Raw genomic sequence first — 20,704 nt, forward strand, 5'->3', positions numbered from 1 at the left:
CTGCCACTGCCGCGACCGTCGTTTTCGATGCTCAAAGAATTCTCCCCAATAATCCTTGCGTTTCTAATCACATCTACAGCTAGTCGAGAACTAAAACAGGACATTCATTCAGGAAAAAGTGACCAAAACGTAAATTACCCGGATTTGCCAGAACCCCCATTAGCAATTCGTAATTCTTAATTAGGGAATTCCAGAAAATAAATTATCCAAATTTACTTAGATAGATTTTTCTTTCTCCCCCTGCTCCCTGCCCCCCTGCCCCCCTGCCTCCACAGCGATAGGATATTTTTTTAGTTGGAAGTCCCTTACGTCATGGATAGGGATTTAGCGCAAAACCGGAGCCGAGGTTTCCGATGCTGGATAATATCGTGTCCGGTTCAAGACTTATCATTAAGACAGCAGGGGAGCAGGGGGCAGGGGGCAGGGGGAAAGAGGGTTTCCTGGTTTTTGCACAGATGCGGGAATTATAACTAATTAGGCGGACTAACTCGCTACGGCTTCTCTACGAGACGCTGCACGAACGCTATCCAATCTGGATTTTGCAAGAGGTCTATTATGTTGAGTGCTTTCGGCAATTTGGCATCCAAAATTTTTCTGTTGCAGTTTTAATTGAAATATCAACAGGGTTACAGGGAAATTGAGAAAATTCTACAAGGGATGAATTCCCGTCTCAAAATCCCACCCAATGGCCAGTTGTTGACGCCCACGCTCTCCGAACCACCCTAAAGTGGATGCAGCGCAAGCGTCACCGCTTCACAACAACTGGCTAGAAATCAAACAGAAAACACATAGTACAAGTGGACTTATACAGATTTAAGTCAGGTGATGACAAGGCATCACTTAGCCAAGGAGATCATACCAAAGCGATCGCCACTATTTATTTAACCTGTAGCTGCCTTAGTTTATTATTTGCCGATAGTAGTAACTCTTGAGCTTTCAAATAGGCTGTTGTGCCATTTTGCACTTTTTCTAATTGATTGATAATACTTTGCAATTGGCTCAACACCCGATTACGCCCCACATCATGAGCATCAGCAGGAATTGAAGCCAACAGCCTTTCGATTTCTCGTTGCGCTGCCTCCAAAGCTTCCACAGCATCTGTTTCAGCTTGCCGTCTGACCTTAACTTGACCTAAATTAGCCTCATAAATTGCCAATAACTTCTGTGCCTCGGTATAACCTGCTACGTCTTTTGAAGGAATCTCTTTAAGCCGCTCAATTGCCTCTATCCACAAATTTTCTATCTGTCCCCATTCCGTTACGGTGTGCGGCGGATTTTGACCAGCTTTAGCAGCTTGCCAGGAAAATTGTCGCGCTGCGGTGATTAAGGCACTGATGCGATCGTTTCCCGCTGCTAATCCAACAACTTCTTTAAACTCACGTTTATAATTATCTAGTTGATTTTGTATAGTTTTTCCTGCCAGAGTTTCACCAGGAATCAGCTCAAATTGATTCAGCGCCGTTTGCCAAGCAGTTGTTGCAGTCTGTTTATCAGTTACTGTTGCAGCTCGTTCATATTGCTGTTTTGCATTTAAGAAAGCCTGCATATTATCGGTAAGCAAGGACTGAGCATTCTTTTCCTGAAAAACCTGAGCTTCTAGCTGCCCAACTTTACTCCGAAATGTATTAAAACCATAGATGCTAAAGCGCGAGTCATACCACCAATATCTGTATTGTGACCAGTCGTTGACAAAGGAAGTTGGTAATTGATCTAGATGTTTTTGTGTTTCTTGTAGCTTCTGTTCTCCCAAAGCCAAATCAGCGGGACTAGTAGCTTTTTCAATCAATTGTTCAGCTTGCTCGACTGATACCAACGCCTCTCGATAGTGATTATCCATGCTGATATAGCTGGGTAGCAACAAAAAAGGCGCATGGAGCATCACTGGACGGCGAATTACCGGGTAAGGCTGATTTGCCACCCAAATTACACCAACGGGAATGCCTATAAGTATTGCTATCCAAATAAGCCTACTACCTATACCCCACTTGGTTTTGCGATGCAGTTGCTGAGGGGATGTTTTGATAACCCGCCTTTCTAACTCCATTTGATGCTCTAATTCAGAAAGGTTTTTTAAGGTTGATGGTATTGCAGGTTGCTTTCGCGCTACAGGTTGAAGGCTGGAAGCAGACGGATCTATCCCAGAGCTATTTGGAGCATTTTTACGGAGGAAATTCCAGTTTATTTTGTTTAAAAAAGCCATATCTATAGCCAGTACTTTGTTAAGTGTTCCCAAAAACACAGGAAATATAAACTAATAGATCCTTTTGGCTTTTGACACGAATTATACTCTTTACTAATCAGAAGATGATATCTGAGAAAAACTGTTACATTTCTGGCTAATTCTGCCTTAAAAATTGACAGATAATATCAAATTTGGTTGACTAACATAATAGTGATTTTATACATTAGATAAATTCTAAATTCCGCTACAATGTAAACATTAAATAACTCTTAAATCGTGTAATAAGGTACTCTCTCATCTTGCTTAAGTCTGATATCTTCTTGGGAACAGCTTTGTTGTTATCAGGTAGATTGATGAGTCGAATTAATGGATTTGTAGGGCGACGTGATTTCTTAAAATTCGCAAGTGCGTTAGGTATTGCCGCTACTGCTTTTGGTGATAGCTTTTGGAATCCAGAGCAAACTGCTGTTGCTGATATTTACCCAGTTAACCCTAATCCAATCAGTCCCAATGAAGCCATCAGACGCTTGCTGGATGGTAATCAAAGATTTATCCATCAAAAACGTCAATATCCCGATCAATCATTAGAACATCTACGATTAGTTGCTAAAGCTCAGTATCCTTTCGCCGCCATATTGGGCTGTGCAGATTCTAGAGTACCTGCGGAAATCGTCTTCGATCAAGGACTTGGAGATTTATTTGTCGTGCGAGTTGCTGGTAATGTCGTCAGTGACACGGTTATAGGTAGTCTGGAATACTCTACAACAGTATTGGGTTCGCAGTTGATTGTAGTTTTGGGTCATAGAAGATGCGGTGCAGTAGCAGAAGCAATGAAAAACGAACCACTTCCTGGCAGAATTGGTTTGATTATTGAGGGGATTAAACCATCTATAGAAAGGGTAAAGTTCAGAACGGATGATAATATGCAAGATGCAGTTGTAGCTAACATTCAATATCAGACTGAAAAATTACAGGAAAACTCAACAATTTTAGCAAAATTGCTCCGTGAAGGTAAACTAAAAATTGTTGGTGCTTGTTACGATATTGACACTGGTAACGTTAACATTATTACTTAAAATATTACCCATTTTAGGCGTAGTATTTTTAGTTTAATGATGTTGCAAAAAACTATTATTTATAAAATATTTTTTATTGATAATCTTAAAAATTAATCAAATTAATTGTTAAACTTATAAAAATATGACTTATATTTTTTACAAAATACCCTTTACAGATACATTGGTAAAGATATACATCTATACGCATCTACGGTTAGGCTAGGCTAACGCAAATTCATAAAAATTTAGAAAAACTTAAAGGCAAGGCACAATCCAAGCTTGTAAAAAATAAACCCAGCAGGGGCTATATAACAAGGCCGCCTGCCAGGAAGGTATAGTATATTCTGGCCATGTTTGATTAGGTTAGCGCTTATTTATAAAAAATAATTGCGTATCCCTAGATACAATAACTAAATACTTAGGACAACACAGTTAAGAAAAGTTACTAAATAGGTTAATTTCCAATTAAAACCAACAATTTACCGAATGGGGAGATGAGGGACAAGGCGACAAGGACAATATTATATTGAACAAATTCCTTCCTTGTCTCTTCCTAATGCCCTTCAGGAGTACTGAGTGCTGAGTTCTCACTTATTGTACCCAGAACTCGGAACTCGGAACTCTTTTGCTCCATGCCCAATGCCCCATAATATAAGAAAGCGCTTCACACTTCTTAAATAATCAGCTTTATTAGAACAATGGCGAGAGACTTGCGGGGATTCATTAAAATTTTGGAAGATAAGGGACAATTACGGCGAATTTCAGCTTTAGTTGACCCGGATTTAGAAATTGCTGAGATTTCCAACCGGATGCTGCAAAAAGGTGGCCCAGGATTGTTGTTTGAAAACGTCAAAGGCGCTTCTTTCCCAGTGGCGGTAAATTTGATGGGAACTGTGGAAAGAATTTGCTGGGCGATGAATATGCAGCATCCAGAGGAGTTGGAAACTCTGGGGAAAAAATTAAGTATGCTGCAACAGCCAAAACCGCCGAAGAAGATTTCCCAGGCGATAGATTTTGGAAAAGTACTGTTTGATGTGGTGAAAGCGAAACCAGGACGAGACTTTTTTCCTGCTTGTCAGCAAGTTGTGCTTCAAGGTAATGATTTAGATTTAAACAAGTTACCCTTGATACGTCCTTATATTGGTGATGCTGGCAAGATTATCACGCTAGGACTGGTAATTACCAAAGATTGTGAGACGGGTACGCCAAATGTAGGTGTGTATCGCTTGCAACTACAATCAAAAAATACGATGACGGTTCACTGGTTATCAGTGCGGGGTGGGGCGAGGCATTTGCGAAAAGCGGCCGAACGTGGGAAAAAATTAGAAGTTGCGATCGCACTTGGTGTAGATCCTCTAATTATTATGGCAGCAGCTACACCCATCCCTGTAGATTTATCAGAATGGCTATTTGCTGGACTTTATGGCGGTTCGGGCGTGCAGTTAGCGAAATGTAAAACCGTTGATTTGGAAGTTCCCGCAGATTCCGAATTTGTTTTGGAAGGAACGATTACACCAGGGGAAGTTTTGCCAGATGGGCCATTTGGCGACCACATGGGTTATTACGGCGGCGTAGAAGATTCGCCATTGGTACGCTTTGAGTGTATGACGCACCGGAAAAATCCGATTTACTTAACAACATTTAGCGGTCGTCCACCCAAAGAAGAAGCGATGATGGCGATCGCACTTAATCGCATTTATACGCCCATACTGCGGCAACAAGTATCAGAAATTGTCGATTTCTTCTTACCAATGGAAGCTTTGAGTTACAAAGCGGCGATTATTTCCATTGATAAAGCATATCCAGGACAAGCGCGACGAGCAGCTTTAGCGTTTTGGAGTGCTTTACCACAATTTACTTACACCAAATTTGTAATTGTTGTGGATAAAGACATAAATATCCGCGATCCGCGTCAAGTTGTCTGGGCGATTAGTTCCAAAGTTGACCCTGTGCGGGATGTCTTTATTCTGCCGAATACACCTTTTGATACGTTGGATTTTGCCAGTGAGAAGATTGGCTTAGGTGGACGGATGGGAATTGATGCAACTACAAAGATTCCGCCGGAAACAGACCATGAATGGGGTTTGCCTTTGGAATCTGACCCAGATGTGGCGGCGATGGTAGAGAGACGATGGGCGGAGTATGGTTTGGCAGAGTTGCAGTTAGGAGAAGTAGACCCAAATTTGTTTGGCTATGATATGAAGTAACGTGTTAGATAGAAACTGGTAAAAATCTCTGCTGGGTATCAGCATAACTGATTTTTATCAGTCAAAATTATCCAAAATTACAGAATTGCAGGTAAATAGATCGCGCAGTAGCGATCGCTCTGAAAAATCACCTCACAAAAAGAGCGATCGCCATAGTCTCTACTGGATGAGCGTATCCACATAATTGTTGAGTGCAAGCGTCTTATATATAGTCACTAAAAATGATTCCTGAGTTAATTTCACCGCAGGCAAAGCTCTGGCATAATCAGACATAGGCGCACCTTCAAAACTGATATAAATCCTGCCAATGTCTAACTATGAATATGGCATATTTAAAGGCAAACAAGGAAAAATAGAAGAAATTATTGAAGGTATTGAAATGGTTTTATAATTAAAATTTGGCAGCGAATGGTTAACAATATTACCAGGGATTATCCAGATACAGAACGTTGAGATATTAATGGCTATTTTCACCAGTATCAAAACTGTGAATAATCTAGAATAACTCCGGCAAATCTATCAATAAATTACCACTTCTACTCGACTCTAAAAAGCAGCGATGTTTGAGACAGAGTGCTATGTCTTAATACACTCCCTTTAATCCAATATTATTCTCTGCTAATTGTGATACATTAACTTAAATTAAGAATTATTGCAGAATAGTAAACAATTTTTGGAAATATCACCCAAACTAATTTAAAGCTTTACGCCAACTGGATATTTTAATAGAATAATCTCATCAAAAGATTCGCAGAAATATAAATGGACTGGATTACACTACTGCGATCGCTACAGTCTGATTTCATTAAAAGGTTAACATCTGGTTGTCTGCTTCATTGTGAAACAGAAGGTCAATACAGTGAATTAACTATAATCTCTGGAGAAAGGTTAAAGGCACTACGGGAATTTTGCTGGCAGATGGCTGAGAAATATAAGCGTGTTTCGCCAGTTCGTGAAGTTTTTATTAGCTATCTCAAAGGGAAGTTGGGTGAAGAAGTTGTCAAAGAACGTTTAGCTGATTTTATTACGGAAGTTGATTATGAAAAGCGATTCGGCGGCGATGGCAATATAGATTTTACCTTGACTTCTGACCCATCTATTGGTATCGAGGTTAAATCTCGTCATGGTCGAATTGACAGAGTAAGATGGTCAATTAGTTCTGAAGAGGTTGAAAAAAATGCAGTTGTAGTTTGCATTTTGATTCAAGAGGATGTGAGTGAAGCACAATCTGAGTATCACCTTTTTTTGGCTGGCTTTCTCCCAACCCGGATGATTAAGTTGAAAACTGGTAAAATTTCCTTTGGAATAGAACAATTACTATATGGTGGTGGCTTATTTTGCTATCTAGAACAGTTACAATCTTCTATAAATAATTATACTAGGCAACAACCACCAATCTATCAATATCTCCCGAAGCAGGAAATTCCATCTAAGCCAACTAATAATCAGGTGACAAAATCTTTTGTTAAACCTGAATATGGTAATGAAGATTTAAATTTATTTTATGTCCAAATGGGTGATCAGTGTTTCAAAAAAGGAGAATATACAAATGCAGTTACTAATTATAATCAAGCTTTAGAAGTTAATCATGGTGATATTAGTTTATATTATAAGCGAGGTTTAGCTCACTATCAAATAGGAGATTATGAAGCTGCGATCGCAGATTATTCTCAGGCAATTCAAATGAATTTTCATGATGCTAAATATTACAATAAACGAGGTTTAGCCCTGTATCAACTGGGGCGATTAGAAGAAGCAATTAATGATTATACCCAAGCTATTAGAATTAATCCTAATGTTGCCGTAGCCTATAAAAACCGGGCTGAAGCTCGTTCTCATATCGGAGATAACCAAGGAGCGATTGAGGATTATACTCAGGCTATTAAAATTAACCCCCATTATGCTGATGCTTATAAAAACCGTGGGATTACTCGTTATTTATTAGGATCTCAACCGGGATTTCCCCAAGCAATCAAGATTAATCCTCAAGATGCCATAGCTTATAAAAATCGTGGTAATGCTCGTTCAGACTTAGGGGATTTTGAAGGAGCAATTGAAGATTACACTCAAGCAATACTGATTAATCCTAATTATCCCGATGCTTATTACAATCGTGGTAATGCTCGTTCAGATTTAGGAGATTTTGAGGGAGCAATTGAAGATTATACTCAAGCAATCCAGATTAATTCAAATTATGCTGATGCTTATTACAATCGTGGTAATATTCGTTTAGAAATCATAGATAAACAGAGAGCAATTGAAGATTTTCAAAAAGCAGCAGACATCTATCGTAAAGAAGGTAAATTAGAAGCACTCAAAGATACACGAGAAAGAATATTAGATTTAGAAATAGAAGAATCATTAGATATTTTAAACTTCTAGACAATTGCTAAGTGCCATATCTTAGCCCCTTCTCGCTTTATCCATTATCTACATCTTTTTTAACAATCTGGAAACCCTTGTTTGATAAGATTTTTTGCTTACTTGACAACTAAACCATTATTGTTCTGGATAAAAAATCAAATTTATTGAGAATAGATAATGCAGTTTTCAAGCTTTGGGTTTCCGTCAGCGTAGATGCATTCGCGCAGCGTCTCGTAGAGAAGCGGCTTGTCGTCAGACATCGCTTTTTTGAAAAATAATTCAGAATCCAGAATTCCGAACAAGATAGTGTTTCGGAATCTGCATAGGAAGCAAGCCGCTATTTTTGTTTCTCTGCAAAAATCTGCCGACTTTAATCGTAGGGAATGCTTTACACATTCTCATCTAAGATTGTTCCTTCTATATTAGCTCCAGACAAATTTGCTCCGTTTAAATTTGTCTGGTTCAAATCTGCTTGGGTGAGATTTGCCTGGGATAAGTCGGCTACAGTTAAGTCTGCACCACTCAAATCGGCTCCGTCTAGATTCGCTGCTATCAAGCTTGCTTCCTGCAAATCCGCCTCACTCAAGTTAGTTTCAATCAGTTTTGCAACCGTCAAATCAGCGTGATTCAAATTAGCTCCTTCCATTGCTGCTCCATCCAAGATAGCTCCATCTAAAATAGCTCCGCTTAAGTTGCTCCCACTGAGGTTAGCATTGCTCAAATCTGCTCCATTTAAGTCTGTCTCAATCAAACTGGCGTGGGCTAAGTTAGCGTGACTCAGATTAGCTCCATCTAAAATTGCTCTATCTAAAATTACACCACTAAGATCGGCTTCCCTTAAGTTTGCCTCGCTCAAGTTGACACCAGTAAAGTCTCTGACACCTGCGGCATAGTTTTTCAGGAGTTGATCTGCTTTCATATCTGTCGCTGTGCTAAGGAACGTTTAATTGAGGCTATCCAGACAGGCAGTAAATCCCCGGTGCGCGCTACGGAGGATTGGTGTGGTGAATCAAGCCAGAGTGAATGTCTAATCACTTATTATATTTAAGTTACCCATCTTTAACTATTAGCGCTACTACCTAGAGTTATGAATTACTTTCATCCTTGAGAGAGATGTTGAAGAATTTAAAACTTTAGTAACCCCAGCAACGCCGATTTTTTTGACTAATTGCTGTAAGTCCACCGCAATACCCAAAATAGTGGATATCGCGGCGGATAGTTCACGTTTCCCCACCAACGACTACATCTCGAATTCGGAGACTAGGGCCACCACAACCTACTGACAAGCCGTTTTGTCCTCCCTTACCACAACCGCCAGATTCATCCCAGTAGAAATCATTACCAAGTGCCTCAATATCCGCTAAAGTTTGGAATACATTTCCCGAAAGCGTTACATCCCGCACAGGTTCAGCAATTTTGCCGTTCCTAATCATCCACGCTTCCCCAGCACTAAAGGTGAACATTTCCCCATTCGTCATCCCACCTAACCAATTACGGGCATAAACTCCTTCCTTGATATCGGTGAATAAGTCTTCGACTGGCGTTTTACCCCGTTCAATCCAGGTATTTGTCATCCGCACAATGGGAGTAAAGTGATAGTTGAGACAGCGGGCGTTACCCGTAGGTGCTTCCTCCAATTTGCCAGCGGTTTCACGAGAATGTAAACGCCCGACTAAAACTCCATCTTTAATTAGTTGAGTGGTAGTAGCAGGTGTGCCTTCATCGTCGTAAAAATAGCTGCCACGATGGCCCTCTGGGGCAGCACCATCAAAAATTTGGAGTTCTTCTGGGCCAAACCGCCGTCCAATGGTCATGACTTCCAGCAGATCGGGGTTTTCGTAAGCCATATCGGCTTCAGAAAGATGTCCGAAGGCTTCATGGACAAATAAACCCGTGAGAATTGGGTCAATGACTACGGTGTAAGTATTGCCTTTGACCGATGGCAGAGATAAAGCTGCGATCGCTCTTTGAGCAGCACTTTTAACCTGTTGATCCAAATCAGTTAAATCTTCGTAAGCTTTGCGAGAGCCAGTAGTTTCCCGCCCAGTTTGTACAGTTTCGCCATTTCTGGCGGTGGCGGCAAAGCGCATTTCCATATCCACCCAAGATTGCTCAATCAAAGTGCCTTCTGAAGTCGCGATGATCACTTTTTGGGCGCTGTCACCGTAACGCACTGAGGTAGTGGTAATCCGGTGATCAACGCTTTTGAGCAATTGGGCATAGCGATCGCACAATTGTTTTTTCTGCGAGAGTGGGATTTTTCGGGGATCTGCCCCTTTTAGAGGTAGAACGCATACTGCTTGCACCGGGTCAATGGGTGCAAGTAAAGTTTCTTCATCACCAACCATCCGCGCAGCAGCGATCGCTTCTTCAATACGATCCTTAATCGTCGCCAGCTGGTTAAAGCAACTCAACCCCCATCCACCTTTATAACAAGCGCGAATATGTCCACCAATAGAGATGCCTTCACTGAGGGTTTCTACCTTGTCACCACGCAACAAGATATCAGTCCCTTCTGCTTCTTCAAGGCGAATCATCAAATAATCTACACGCTGTGAGTAGCGGGCGATCAGGTCAGAAAGTAAATTTTGGGCGTCAGCAAGTGTAGTCGGCATTTCCAGGTAGTAACAATGACGAACTGCATTTATTTTGCAATTATTTGGGGAATTTCTGCTACTCAATATCATAAGGGGATTGGGGACTGGGGACTAAATTCTTGCCAATACCCAATCAGCAATCCCGCCCGTAGCACTCTGACTCTTAGTACTTCCTTTTATTACGGTGGGTAAGAACTGAATGATGTGCTAAGGTAATCAAGTGAGAATAAAATTCGGTTACAGCGTTTGTTTTTAGTATTGACAGGCTTTTCCCTTTTGGTCTTAACAAGCTTGTCTCCGAAATCTAAATCTCTACACACCTATGATTTTGGAGATAACGCATGTCAATTTATGTAGGTAATCTATCCTACGAGGTCACACAAGAAGACCTCAATTCTGTTTTTGCCGAACACGGTACTGTAAAGCGGGTTCAGTTGCCTACTGACCGTGAAACAGGACGGCCACGCGGCTTTGCTTTTGTAGAGATGGGCACAGAAGCTGAAGAAACAGCTGCCATTGATGCTCTTGATGGGGCTGAGTGGATGGGACGCGACCTGAAAGTTAATAAGGCGAAACCAAAGGAAGACAGAGGTGGTTCTTTTGGTGGTGGAAACCGAGGCAACAGTGGTGGTGGCGGTGGATACAACAGAAATAACCGTTACTAAACTTTAAGATCAAAAATTAAGTTTTAACGTCTTAAGGGCAGAACCATTATCTGCCCTTTTTGCGCTCCGGTCTACTGGATGGCTTAAAATTGCCCAGTACCAATTAAGTAGGAGATGAAAATGACCCAAGTATTTGTGGGCGAAAATGAAGGAATTGAGTCAGCCTTACGTCGATTTAAGAGGGAAGTTTCCAAAGCAGGTATTTTTCCAGACATGAGAAAGCATCGTCACTTTGAAACGCCTTTGGAAAAACACAAGCGCAAAGAAGTCGCAAGGCACAAACAACGCAAGAGAAATTTCCGTCGTAATTGACAATTAGCGATACCTATGGTTAGCTATGCTAACGCACGATCTCATTAGATTCTTAGCTATCGAAGAGGCGATCGCTGTACTCCAAAGAAGAATCTAATGAGTAAATTTTAACCTTCGGAAACCTTTCTTGCTATAAGGCAAAATTATTCTGAATTTATGTTAATTCCTACTGTTCTGCATCAGTGAGAAGTGCAAGGATAAGTGGTTAGAAAATAAGTCATAATTCATAACTATAATCTGTGGTAGCTCAATACTCTTCACTATCTTATCTACCGCTAAATTTTTGGGCGTTATATCAATTTACAATTTACATTGAAGCTGCATAGAAAAGAGCTTCGAGAATAAAGTCATAAGAAGTTAAAGATATAACACGTTCCGATGTGATTGTACTGAGAAGTTGGTTGAGGCGATCGCGAAGTTCTTCAAGGGTGTTGAATACCTGATCCTTGATTTGAGATTTGAGAAAAAGCCAGAACCTTTCAATTGGCTTAAGTTGTGGAGAATGGGCAGGTTGACATAAGAGAATAATATTTTCAGGCCATTTCAACTCATTAAGTCAAATGTGCTGCGGCTTGGTCAATTTGAAGGAGTGCAATATCTTCTCCAAGTTGAGATGAAACCGCATCTAAAAACTCTTGACAATGTTGTCCACAAAGTTTTGGATACTCCAAACAAAAAGTTTACTTTGATACATCTGTGTGTTCTTTAACAAATCAAACTACTAATCTGCTGAAGGGTAAAACGAGGGCAATTAAAAAGAGTATACTACTATATATTGCTAGATTTACAATTACTGCGTTCATATAGCATTTCCCGACCTAGCGAATTATCGAGTTATTTCTGCAATGTGCTGTGCTTAACCAGATGATCCAGTTGGTCAAACCGGATAGCTACAAAGGCGAAAACTAATTACTGCTCCAATTGAGGAAAAAAGTGTCTTTTTTCATTCATACAACAAAGCAGTTTGAGGGGGAGAGTGAAAACTACGTTAGGAGTTATTCTCCTGCATCCCCCTCAACTTCCCGCAGCAAAAACTTCTCCCACAGTTAAGCGAGTACCATTAACAAAATCCCATCCCGACCGGGGACGTTTACCAGCTAGCTGAACCTCTCGCAACAGCAACAAACCTTCCCCAGTTTGGACGATCGCGCCAATTCCTTTGACAATGCTTACTACAACTCCTGGTTTGTCTGATACATTTGACAAATCAGGCAGTTTATCTAGTAATTCTTGTAATTCTGCTGGTAGATCGCGCTCGCCTACAGAACCAAGGGGAGCAGAAGCGGTGATTTTCAACAAGTTGTCACGAAAGGTAGCCGTGCAGTTAGGGTAAAAGCCTCTGATTTGATTGTGTAATTGGATCGCGCTTTTTGACCAATCCAAAGCATAATCTGGTTTTTGAATCAGAGGTGCATAAGTAGCTGCTAAATTATCTTGGGGAATTGGTTGAATTTCTTTACGTTCCAACTTCAACAGAGTTTCTACCAACAAATCCCCACCGATCGCAGCTAGTCTATCGGCTAAATCTTGGGCATTATCGAGTAATCCAATGGGTGTAGTGGCTATTTGTAGCATTGCGCCGGTATCCATGCCCACATCCATTAACATGGTGGTGATCCCCGTTTCCCTCTCACCGTTATACAAACACCACTGAATCGGCGCTGCACCACGATATTTGGGTAAAATCGAGCCATGCACATTAATGCAGGCCAACTTTGGCAGATTCAAGATTTTTGACGATAAAATCTGTCCATAAGCGACAACAACAAACACATCTGCATCTAATTGTTTGAGTTGAGTTAAAGTTTCAGTGTCTTTTTTCACCCGTTCGGGTTGCCATACTGGTAAATTATGAGCAGTAGCGATCGCTTTTACTGGTGAAGGCGTCAATTTATTTCCGCGTTCCCGGCGTTTATCTGGTTGGGTGACAACTGCCAACACCTCAAATTCTGAATGATTCAATAACTTTTCCAATGTGGGTATAGCAAACTGAGGTGTACCAAAGAATACAATTTTCATTAATAATTAGTTGCTAGTTGTTAGTCATTAGTTAATGGTAAGTGCGCTCTTGATCACTGACAACATGCAACTTACATGTTTAAACAGAATTCACCAAGCCATGATTTAGCAAACTCCTGTATTCTGGATAGCAGTTGAAAACACAGTTGATTTGCTGTAAATAATATTGGCTGTTTGGTGGTACAATGTTTTCGTATTCGTGAAACCAAAGGCTGCTTGATTAACTTAATAGTTAAGTTAACAAGTGTAACAGCTAGTATCAACTGCATCTGCCTCTAGTGAACCTAATCACTTAGTGGTTTTTAGTCGCGAGTCGCTAGAGCATCTACCGCCGAGTCAATTTTGTTGTGTTCCTGCTCATCTTTTCTAAATTTGCTTTAAATGCAAGTTGTGTTTCTAAAAAACTATTGCGTCTTCTAGCTATTTTTGTAGTTTAGATAGCAATTTATAAATTTGGGTTGCTGATAGCAATATTTTCTGAGTATGATGTATCATGCGTCCGCTTTCCCAGCTTTCCATGTAACGCCTCACGTTTACCATCATGAGGGTTTGCGCTGTTAGATTTAGTGTATAACCTGGCTTATTTGCTGCGGATTAGCGATCGCTAATTCGATCCCCGATAGCCGATTTATCTCACTTTTTGATTGTCAGCGTCATTGCCTAAACCATACCCTGAATCTCGCTTAAGCAATACCTGTTTTTGGTGTGTTGGTTATAGCAACAGCAACATTATATATTGTGTAGTAATTACTGAGCTATCAGCATATTTACTATACTCGCATATTTTTGTAAAAAAACATTCAGTACCTTAGTAATAAAAGGTGTAGACAATGATACTTAATTTTTGTAAAACTCTGCAAACTTTGAAGAAATTATTTCGTCAAAGCTTTTAGTTTCTTGTTATACATATAATTACCGCCTGCCCCATTGCTGCATAGGTATTGCTTCTCACATAGCAACCACCCCCTCTAGAGAGTCTACAAATGCTTAAACCCCTTTTGCTGTCAGGATGGTTCCGCGCGCAACCATTTCTCAATTACATTGTCGTTGTGATATTGATCGCACCCTTGCTAGGGGCATCGAGTCACTCGACCCCAGTAAAATCCGAAGTAGCTAAACTAACTTTGATAACTGGAGAGTCTGACTTTGTATCAAAGGAAATAGCTGTAGTTGGGGAACCTGAGATAGCTGAAACATTAAAAACAGATCAAATCGACTCGATAACAGAAGAATTTGACTCTGTGCCAACAGAAAGGACTGCTGTTCAGGAACCGCAAGTATTACCAGCGGATAAAATTGAATCTTCGGCTGAAGTAGATAGTTCTGTATCAAATAGCGATTTAACTGTTCCTCATTCTTTGGCAGCAGTTGAACTCGCACCATTAACAGATGTTCCTGTTAGTCAACTTAATTTAGTACGAAAACTCAAAGCTGCTAATGTCAAGTCTTTGAGACGAGAAGAAAATTCTCAAGCTAGGGAGAAGTCTTTTACTAAATCATTGGTAGCGGTGCAAGTAGCACCAACTCTTAGAGAATCACAACCAACTACAACGACGGAAATACCTGCTGCTGAACCAGTTGATGAGTCCCAAGCAGAACAAATAGATCCTCTCGGTAGTCCTCATCCTATTCCTTGGAAATGGATTACAGCTACTCAAGAGGCGATCGCTTCTAAGGGTGGTTCTGGAGTGCGTCACTACCGCAGCGTTCCTGTGATTTCTCCAGATGGTAAATATGCTGTTTATAGCCGGGTGCAACTGGAGGTAAAACCCCAAATGTACAACAGCCGTGTCACCAGCGTTCTGTTTGTCCAAGATATGAAAACCAAGAAGTTGTGGGTGATGGCTTCAACTACTCCAGTTAGCGATCCTTTATTAAAGGTAAAGGCTGTAAAGGCAGAGTCTTCAGAAGAAACTGATCCGAGTGGTAAGATTGGGGTATTAGTTCCAGTTAGCTGGTCAGAAAAAGGCGATCGCTTCTTAGCCCGCAAGTTTGAAGGTCTATTTAACACAGGTGATTCTACAGATAGTGCAGTGATTTGGGATCGGCAAAAAAATCACGCTAACACAGTAGCTCCGGCTAATGAGGAAGAACAGCATGATAAGATTGCCGTATTGTTAGGCTGGAGTAAAAGCCAACCGGATCATGTACTGTTCCGTGCAGGCGAATTGGGCGAGGAAAACTGGCCATTAATGCAAGTTGCTAATGATGGCAAGACTATGACTACAACAGACAACGATCAGCCAATTACTTTTGGTAAAAAGGTTACAGAGATTTGGGCAGGCCCACAAGTTGCCTACCGATAGGTTATAAACATCCTATATACTCCCGTTGTCGTCACTGCTGACAACGGGATTTTTTTATGTGATAAACATTTTTGGCGTTGCTAAATTTGGATATGCAACTTAAAAATTAGGTATATTCAATTCCTACTCTTGGAATCAGCAATATCATAACCGCAAAATTACTCATAAGAATTAGTTTGTAGTGGGGGCTTCATTCCTCAAAGCCAGAACAAAAGTCTTTACTAGGAATGAACTATTTCACTACATCATTAATAATAAATACTTAAAATTAAAACTACAGAGGCTTATCACCCCTTTCCCACTCAGGTATAGCACCTTTCACCCTGCGGATGGGCAAATTAGCAATTAAGGCTGTGGTTCGTTGGTTGCTTTCTAAAGAGAACTCCAAGCCCTCTGTCTCAATTTCGACATAGCGACAGACTACATCTAGGATTTCTTTCCGCATTTTTTCCAACGTTTGAGGATCTAAGTCAGCGCGATCGTGAGCAATCACCAATTGCAGGCGACGTTTAACTTGAGTTCGACTGCTATCAGGGCCGCGAGAAAAAAGTCGTTCTAGAAGTTCAATCATTACGAATAGGTCTGGGGCGGAGACTGGAAAAGTAAGTTAAACAATCTTTGTCCTGAACAACCTTCGTATACGGGCGAAGATGCTGTCTTGGGACGAGTCGATCTCCAGAAATTCGACACTTTCCCCTTCTAATCTACGAGCAATGTTCTCAAAGGCTGTGGCAGCTAAAGAGGGATTTTCCGCTAACACTAAGGGTTCGCCGCGATTGGTAGATACAATAACACGCTCGTCGTCAGGGATTACCCCGATCAGGGGAATGGCGAGAAGTTCCTGAACATCTTGCACTGACATCATATCATTTGCCTGCACCATTGCGGGTCGGATACGGTTAATTATTAAATGAACACGTTTGATACCTTGTGCTTCTAGTAACCCCACTACCCGGTCAGCATCACGAACTGAGGAAATTTCTGGTGTGCTGATAACTAGCGCTTCTTTTGCCGGGCCGATCGCATTTTTAAACCCATTTTCAATACCGGCAGGGCTATCAATAATCACATACTGATACTTTTGGGCTAGTGCATTCACCAATAACTTCATCTGTTCCGGTGTGACTGCATCTTTCGAGCGATTTTGGGCTGCCGGCAAGAGTACGAGATTGGGTTGGCGCTTATCTTTCACCAAGGCTTGTTCTAAACGGCACTCTCTGGCTAAGACTTCCACCGCAGTATAAACGATGCGGTTTTCCAGCCCTAGCAGCAAATCCAAATTTCTCAGACCAAAATCTGCATCAACCAAGGCAACTTGACGCCCCATTTTGGCTAAAGCCATGCCCAAATTTGCTGAAACTGTGGTTTTACCCACTCCTCCTTTACCGGAGGTAATCACAATAATGCGAGTCATGATAGAAATGCGGTCAATGAGGGTTCAGGAAATATAAAACAGTAAATTGCAGTATAAAGTATGAAGTATCGTATCAAGTATGAAGAAATATCTGTTCTCCCTGATGAAGGTGAGGCATGAATATTTGTTTTATTTCATCCTTACTTATATACTTCATTCTTTAAGTAAATATTTATGGCTCTTGATTGCTCTTGGTGAATTGGTTTCTGGAAAAATCAGTAGCCCTAGCGATGCGAATTCCTTGGGGCGTAATATGTGCCACCTCTGGAGAAAACTGCATTGGCGGTTTTTCTGGTGCCCTAGCTACAGCATCTGCGATTCGCAGTTGGGTTGGTTCCATTTGCAAGGCCATAATCAGACACTCACTATTGCCTCCAGCCCCAGCATGAGCAATTCCCCGCAGACGACCCCAGATAATAATATCTCCATCTGCAATTACAATACCACCTGGATTTAAATCTCCCAAGAGGATTACTGTCCCAGGATGACGAATTTCTACTCCAGAGCGGACTGTCATTTCTAAATAGAGGGCATCTGCTTGGGGGATGGCTGTAGCCGTTGGCTCGGAACTCAGGGAAGTTTCGGGCTGCAATTGTTCTACAGAATACCCAGATGTCACCGCAGCGATCGCAGTTTGCCGCCGACTCGTCGAGACAGATATGAGTCTGAGTTGGACTTCACTTAAAGCTTCGGCGAGTTCTTGGAGTTGTCTGGCATCTACTAGGCGGTCTTGTGCCATTAAATGCACAGGTGTATTAGATATCCGAAAGCGATCGCCTGCATTCAGTCGTTGCCTTATTTGTTGCCAAATATCAGACCAACTGAGTTCTGAGGCAGATACTTGAGATTCCGAGGGCAAAATCAATAACAGTCGTCCCTCCTTACTTTTTAACTGGACTTGAGTATTGTCACTTACACGATGCCCTGGGATTGCTGATTCATTGGGATTTAAATCAGTCAGAATAAAATCTGATGGGGCATCGGTATTTGACTCTACATCTGGGTTAGCAGGATTTGACTCTACATCTGGGTTAGCAGGATTTGACTCTACATCCGCAAGGACAGTATTTGATTTTAAATAAAGGAGGACAGATTTTAACTCCGCATCCGGGAGGATAGAATCTGACTCTACATCAGAAACAGTAGGATTTACCTCTACCTCAGAAAGGATAGAGTTTGGTTCTGCATTAGGAAGTGCAGAATTTGACTTTAGATTTGGAATGGCAGAATCATAAGTCATGCAGTACTAGCCAAAAGACAACAGATTTTAAATTTTAGGTCGCACCTTTGGTGCGCTGACAGCGCAACTTGGATTTTGGATTTGTGTCACTCACAAGGGGTGTTGGCGTAGCGGGATATTTAGTCCGACATCAACCAAAAGACTCTTTAATCTAAAACCTCAAATCTCAAATTGGCACGGTCAACCTCTGATAAACTGTTCCCAAGGCATCAGCATCGCCGACATTACCTGGAAATAGCACCACAGGCAAATCAGGAAACTGGGGATGATCGGATGACGTTAACACCATTGAACAACCAGCTAAAATTTGACCGAGTAAGCGAGCTGAAGTTAAAGCTAGCCCAGTACTCAAGACATCGTTTGAAGTAATACCCCCCTTGCTGATTAGGAATCCTATATCAGATGGTAAACTTCGGACAATATCCATCAATAAACTTGAAACTTTTTCCCCAAACTCCAATCGTGTGTTGACATCTTCAAAATTTAGTTCCTGACGGCTAGTATAAACTACTGGTGTTTTGCCAGCCTTGTGTACCGCCCGTGTACTTTCTCTGATTTCAGTTAGCAATGCCGCAAATTGATTTGTATCATCATCAAGTAATCGCGCTACATTTACTTCGATGCCCACAGTTCCCTCTAATTGCAATAGCGCCTCTAATTGTTGAGTAGTCTTTTTCACATGGGAACCAACAATCACCGCACCTGGTTTGCCTTGGCGCACGTACTGCGCCATCTTTTCGGCGGCAATGGGTTGGGGAGGTAAAGCGGCTAAAGCCGTTAAAATACTTGCTGCACTGCGAAACAAAAAGCGCTTCCCTTGACTTGCTGCTGCTAATATATCTACTGCAAAGTGGTTGAGATCAGCTTGAGTTTCACCATCTACAACAGCACACTGATTACCACTCAGTTTTAGCAAGCGTTCCAAACTACCAGCGCGAATATCGGCTAGGAGAAACCTTTCTACTGCTTCAGCACTAATTCGTCCTTGAGTCTTTTCTTCAACATAGTTGGGTAAGTAACTATGATGGTAGCTAAAGACTGAATCACGGGCAAATTCGGTTTCATGAACTGGAGTAGGTACACCGCCGATAATCAAGTAATGCACGCTGTCGCGGGTGATGCGTCCACCGTCAAAAAATGCTGGTACGAGAAAATGAGCATCAAAAGGGCCGAGTTCTTGTGTGATCGCATCAGTTTCAATCGGATAATGCCCCCGCAAAGTAGAATCAGAACGGCTGACAATGAGAAAATCGTCAATTCTTTCGGCATTCAAAGCGATTTTCAGGTTCTGGCAAACTTCTTTGGTGACAGATGCAGCTGACTCTGGCGTTAGCGATCTAGTATTAGTCAGCACAAAGAAAATCGGCGAATCATCTTGCAACCCGCGGCGTAAAGTGTCCACATCCCAGTGCATTAGCAGCAAGCAGCTATGGACTGTTTGAGAACCTGTAGGGTCATCATCCAGGACAATTATTTTGGGTTTGTTGCTCATTTAAGTCAACGGGGCGATTGTTTTTGGGAAAGTATTGGGCGACTAGAAATCGCTAAGATACAAGCAAAGTCCACCTCTGTGGACTAATACAAAATCAAGAGTTTTCTAACCTGCGGAGGCAGGTAAAGTCTCGTGTAGCCGCCTTTACAAACATTTTCTTAGCCTTTATGCAATTTTCTGATTTCTGCTTGGACATCGATCGCAATTTGCAATGATTGATTTAGCACTTGAGCGTATTCGCCTGCTTGACTACTAACTTGTAAAGCTTGCAGGCTGGCTAAATTATTCACAAATAATTCTTGATTATTAGCAAGCAATTTTTTATTATCTCGCAAAATTCGTTCCGTTTTCAAAGCGCGGACTAAATCTTCTCGAATCAGTTGCAAGGCGGAGGTTACTTTATCTCGGTCATGGATACTGCTTTCAACGTTTCCTGATGCTGCCAATTGGTCATTAATATCGATGGCAGAAACCAGGTCATGATATTTATCAACTTCATCTAAAAGTATTGTCAGTCCTTCAGGACAGGTTAATTGTCGCCACAGCCATCGCCCCACTAATATTGGCATTGGCACTAAAATTAGTAAAAGAATTCCTAGTCGAATTGAAGAACCAATTGTTGGCAGAATAATAAACGCATAAATAAACCCAACAATTATTGGCGTTAGCGCTAGCGTCACCAGCATTTCATTGATAAAAAACCCTAATCGCTTTTTGCCATCTCGCAGAACAGAAGGTCTAAAAACGTCTTCTGGATCGAACCCAGTCAAACGTCTCAGTTCCCCCTTGCTAATTTCCAAGCCTATTAAATCCGGCTGCACGGCTGCATACTCCTATGGAAACCCCAG

The 20,704-nt window shown here is 41.4% G+C and carries 18 protein-coding genes; 8 read left to right on the forward strand and 10 right to left on the reverse strand.

Translation table 11 applies throughout. The features are described 5' to 3' along the window. The coding region (locus tag HWQ44_RS12690; protein WP_292718972.1) for a hypothetical protein at positions 1–180 on the forward strand (180 nt) is incomplete at its 5' end. 697 nt (positions 181–877) lie between these two features. Here HWQ44_RS12690 and HWQ44_RS12695 read toward each other — a convergent pair. Continuing rightward, positions 878–2,200: a hypothetical protein gene (locus HWQ44_RS12695; RefSeq protein WP_292718973.1), complete on the reverse strand. Its 1,323-nt coding sequence runs from the start codon at positions 2,198–2,200 to the stop codon at positions 878–880. A gap of 335 nt (positions 2,201–2,535) precedes the next feature. On the opposite strand from HWQ44_RS12695, the gene HWQ44_RS12700 reads away from it, so the two are divergent. From HWQ44_RS12700 to HWQ44_RS12710, 3 genes are all read left to right on the forward strand, one after another. After that, positions 2,536–3,258, forward strand: a complete 723-nt coding sequence (locus HWQ44_RS12700; RefSeq protein WP_292718974.1) for a carbonic anhydrase — start codon at positions 2,536–2,538, stop codon at positions 3,256–3,258. Between the two features lie 680 nt (positions 3,259–3,938). Beyond that, positions 3,939–5,447: a UbiD family decarboxylase gene (locus tag HWQ44_RS12705; protein ID WP_292718975.1), complete on the forward strand. Its 1,509-nt coding sequence runs from the start codon at positions 3,939–3,941 to the stop codon at positions 5,445–5,447. Between the two features lie 762 nt (positions 5,448–6,209). Then, positions 6,210–7,829 carry a tetratricopeptide repeat protein gene (locus HWQ44_RS12710; RefSeq protein WP_292718977.1) on the forward strand — a complete coding sequence of 540 codons (1,620 nt, stop codon included), beginning with the start codon at positions 6,210–6,212 and terminating at the stop codon, positions 7,827–7,829. Between the two features lie 370 nt (positions 7,830–8,199). Here HWQ44_RS12710 and HWQ44_RS12715 read toward each other — a convergent pair whose 3' ends face one another. Both HWQ44_RS12715 and HWQ44_RS12720 read right to left on the reverse strand, forming a co-directional pair. After that, complete coding sequence (locus HWQ44_RS12715; RefSeq protein ID WP_292718979.1) at positions 8,200–8,730, reverse strand: pentapeptide repeat-containing protein; 531 nt, start codon at positions 8,728–8,730, stop codon at positions 8,200–8,202. A 301-nt stretch (positions 8,731–9,031) separates the two neighbouring features. Continuing rightward, positions 9,032–10,426 (reverse strand): TldD/PmbA family protein, encoded by a 1,395-nt coding sequence (locus HWQ44_RS12720; protein ID WP_292718981.1) that lies wholly within the window; start codon positions 10,424–10,426, stop codon positions 9,032–9,034. A 15-nt stretch (positions 10,427–10,441) separates the two neighbouring features. On the opposite strand from HWQ44_RS12720, the gene HWQ44_RS12725 reads away from it, so the two are divergent. From HWQ44_RS12725 to rpsU, 3 genes are all read left to right on the forward strand, one after another. Further along, positions 10,442–10,600 (forward strand): hypothetical protein, encoded by a 159-nt coding sequence (locus HWQ44_RS12725; RefSeq protein WP_292718983.1) that lies wholly within the window; start codon positions 10,442–10,444, stop codon positions 10,598–10,600. A 149-nt stretch (positions 10,601–10,749) separates the two neighbouring features. Further along, positions 10,750–11,073 carry an RNA-binding protein gene (locus tag HWQ44_RS12730; RefSeq protein ID WP_292718985.1) on the forward strand — a complete coding sequence of 108 codons (324 nt, stop codon included), beginning with the start codon at positions 10,750–10,752 and terminating at the stop codon, positions 11,071–11,073. Between the two features lie 120 nt (positions 11,074–11,193). Then, on the forward strand, positions 11,194–11,385 hold the full coding sequence (gene rpsU, locus HWQ44_RS12735) for a 30S ribosomal protein S21 (protein ID WP_094333031.1): 192 nt from the start codon (positions 11,194–11,196) through the stop codon (positions 11,383–11,385). Between the two features lie 307 nt (positions 11,386–11,692). Here rpsU and HWQ44_RS12740 read toward each other — a convergent pair whose 3' ends face one another. Continuing rightward, positions 11,693–11,932, reverse strand: coding sequence for a hypothetical protein (locus HWQ44_RS12740; protein ID WP_292718988.1), 240 nt, complete (start codon positions 11,930–11,932; stop codon positions 11,693–11,695). Positions 11,933–12,399: 467 nt separating this feature from the next. Further along, complete coding sequence (gene fmt, locus HWQ44_RS12745) at positions 12,400–13,404, reverse strand: methionyl-tRNA formyltransferase (protein WP_292718990.1); 1,005 nt, start codon at positions 13,402–13,404, stop codon at positions 12,400–12,402. A gap of 983 nt (positions 13,405–14,387) precedes the next feature. Here fmt and HWQ44_RS12750 point away from each other — a divergent pair. After that, on the forward strand, positions 14,388–15,710 hold the full coding sequence (locus HWQ44_RS12750; protein WP_292718992.1) for a hypothetical protein: 1,323 nt from the start codon (positions 14,388–14,390) through the stop codon (positions 15,708–15,710). A gap of 274 nt (positions 15,711–15,984) precedes the next feature. Here HWQ44_RS12750 and minE read toward each other — a convergent pair whose 3' ends face one another. The 5 genes from minE to HWQ44_RS12775 all read right to left on the reverse strand — a co-directional run bounded on the left by minE (position 15,985) and on the right by HWQ44_RS12775 (position 20,677). Then, positions 15,985–16,281, reverse strand: a complete 297-nt coding sequence (minE, locus tag HWQ44_RS12755; RefSeq protein ID WP_190899806.1) for a cell division topological specificity factor MinE — start codon at positions 16,279–16,281, stop codon at positions 15,985–15,987. Between the two features lie 36 nt (positions 16,282–16,317). After that, the gene (gene minD / locus HWQ44_RS12760) at positions 16,318–17,124 is read right to left on the reverse strand and encodes a septum site-determining protein MinD (RefSeq protein ID WP_100900385.1); all 807 of its coding nucleotides are present in this window, start codon (positions 17,122–17,124) and stop codon (positions 16,318–16,320) included. Positions 17,125–17,296: 172 nt separating this feature from the next. Continuing rightward, the gene (gene minC / locus HWQ44_RS12765) at positions 17,297–18,364 is read right to left on the reverse strand and encodes a septum site-determining protein MinC (protein WP_292718998.1); all 1,068 of its coding nucleotides are present in this window, start codon (positions 18,362–18,364) and stop codon (positions 17,297–17,299) included. 166 nt (positions 18,365–18,530) lie between these two features. Further along, complete coding sequence (locus HWQ44_RS12770; RefSeq protein ID WP_292719000.1) at positions 18,531–19,856, reverse strand: four-carbon acid sugar kinase family protein; 1,326 nt, start codon at positions 19,854–19,856, stop codon at positions 18,531–18,533. 158 nt (positions 19,857–20,014) lie between these two features. Beyond that, positions 20,015–20,677: a hypothetical protein gene (locus HWQ44_RS12775; protein ID WP_292719002.1), complete on the reverse strand. Its 663-nt coding sequence runs from the start codon at positions 20,675–20,677 to the stop codon at positions 20,015–20,017. Positions 20,678–20,704 lie beyond the last annotated feature (27 nt).

The organism is Nostoc sp. JL34 (genome assembly GCF_017114945.1).
Classification (GTDB): domain Bacteria; phylum Cyanobacteriota; class Cyanobacteriia; order Cyanobacteriales; family Nostocaceae; genus Nostoc.

What these genes read in the sequence shown, in the direction of transcription:
- HWQ44_RS12695 (WP_292718973.1), bottom strand. Translation starts at nt 2,200, where the DNA reads ATGGCTTTTTTAAACAAAATAAACTGGAATTTCCTCCGTAAAAATGCT.
- HWQ44_RS12700 (WP_292718974.1), top strand. Translation starts at nt 2,536, where the DNA reads ATGAGTCGAATTAATGGATTTGTAGGGCGACGTGATTTCTTAAAATTC.
- HWQ44_RS12705 (WP_292718975.1), top strand. Translation starts at nt 3,939, where the DNA reads ATGGCGAGAGACTTGCGGGGATTCATTAAAATTTTGGAAGATAAGGGA.
- HWQ44_RS12710 (WP_292718977.1), top strand. Translation starts at nt 6,210, where the DNA reads ATGGACTGGATTACACTACTGCGATCGCTACAGTCTGATTTCATTAAA.
- HWQ44_RS12715 (WP_292718979.1), bottom strand. Translation starts at nt 8,730, where the DNA reads ATGAAAGCAGATCAACTCCTGAAAAACTATGCCGCAGGTGTCAGAGAC.
- HWQ44_RS12720 (WP_292718981.1), bottom strand. Translation starts at nt 10,426, where the DNA reads ATGCCGACTACACTTGCTGACGCCCAAAATTTACTTTCTGACCTGATC.
- HWQ44_RS12725 (WP_292718983.1), top strand. Translation starts at nt 10,442, where the DNA reads ATGACGAACTGCATTTATTTTGCAATTATTTGGGGAATTTCTGCTACT.
- HWQ44_RS12730 (WP_292718985.1), top strand. Translation starts at nt 10,750, where the DNA reads ATGTCAATTTATGTAGGTAATCTATCCTACGAGGTCACACAAGAAGAC.
- rpsU (WP_094333031.1), top strand. Translation starts at nt 11,194, where the DNA reads ATGACCCAAGTATTTGTGGGCGAAAATGAAGGAATTGAGTCAGCCTTA.
- fmt (WP_292718990.1), bottom strand. Translation starts at nt 13,404, where the DNA reads ATGAAAATTGTATTCTTTGGTACACCTCAGTTTGCTATACCCACATTG.
- HWQ44_RS12750 (WP_292718992.1), top strand. Translation starts at nt 14,388, where the DNA reads ATGCTTAAACCCCTTTTGCTGTCAGGATGGTTCCGCGCGCAACCATTT.
- minE (WP_190899806.1), bottom strand. Translation starts at nt 16,281, where the DNA reads ATGATTGAACTTCTAGAACGACTTTTTTCTCGCGGCCCTGATAGCAGT.
- minD (WP_100900385.1), bottom strand. Translation starts at nt 17,124, where the DNA reads ATGACTCGCATTATTGTGATTACCTCCGGTAAAGGAGGAGTGGGTAAA.
- minC (WP_292718998.1), bottom strand. Translation starts at nt 18,364, where the DNA reads ATGACTTATGATTCTGCCATTCCAAATCTAAAGTCAAATTCTGCACTT.
- HWQ44_RS12770 (WP_292719000.1), bottom strand. Translation starts at nt 19,856, where the DNA reads ATGAGCAACAAACCCAAAATAATTGTCCTGGATGATGACCCTACAGGT.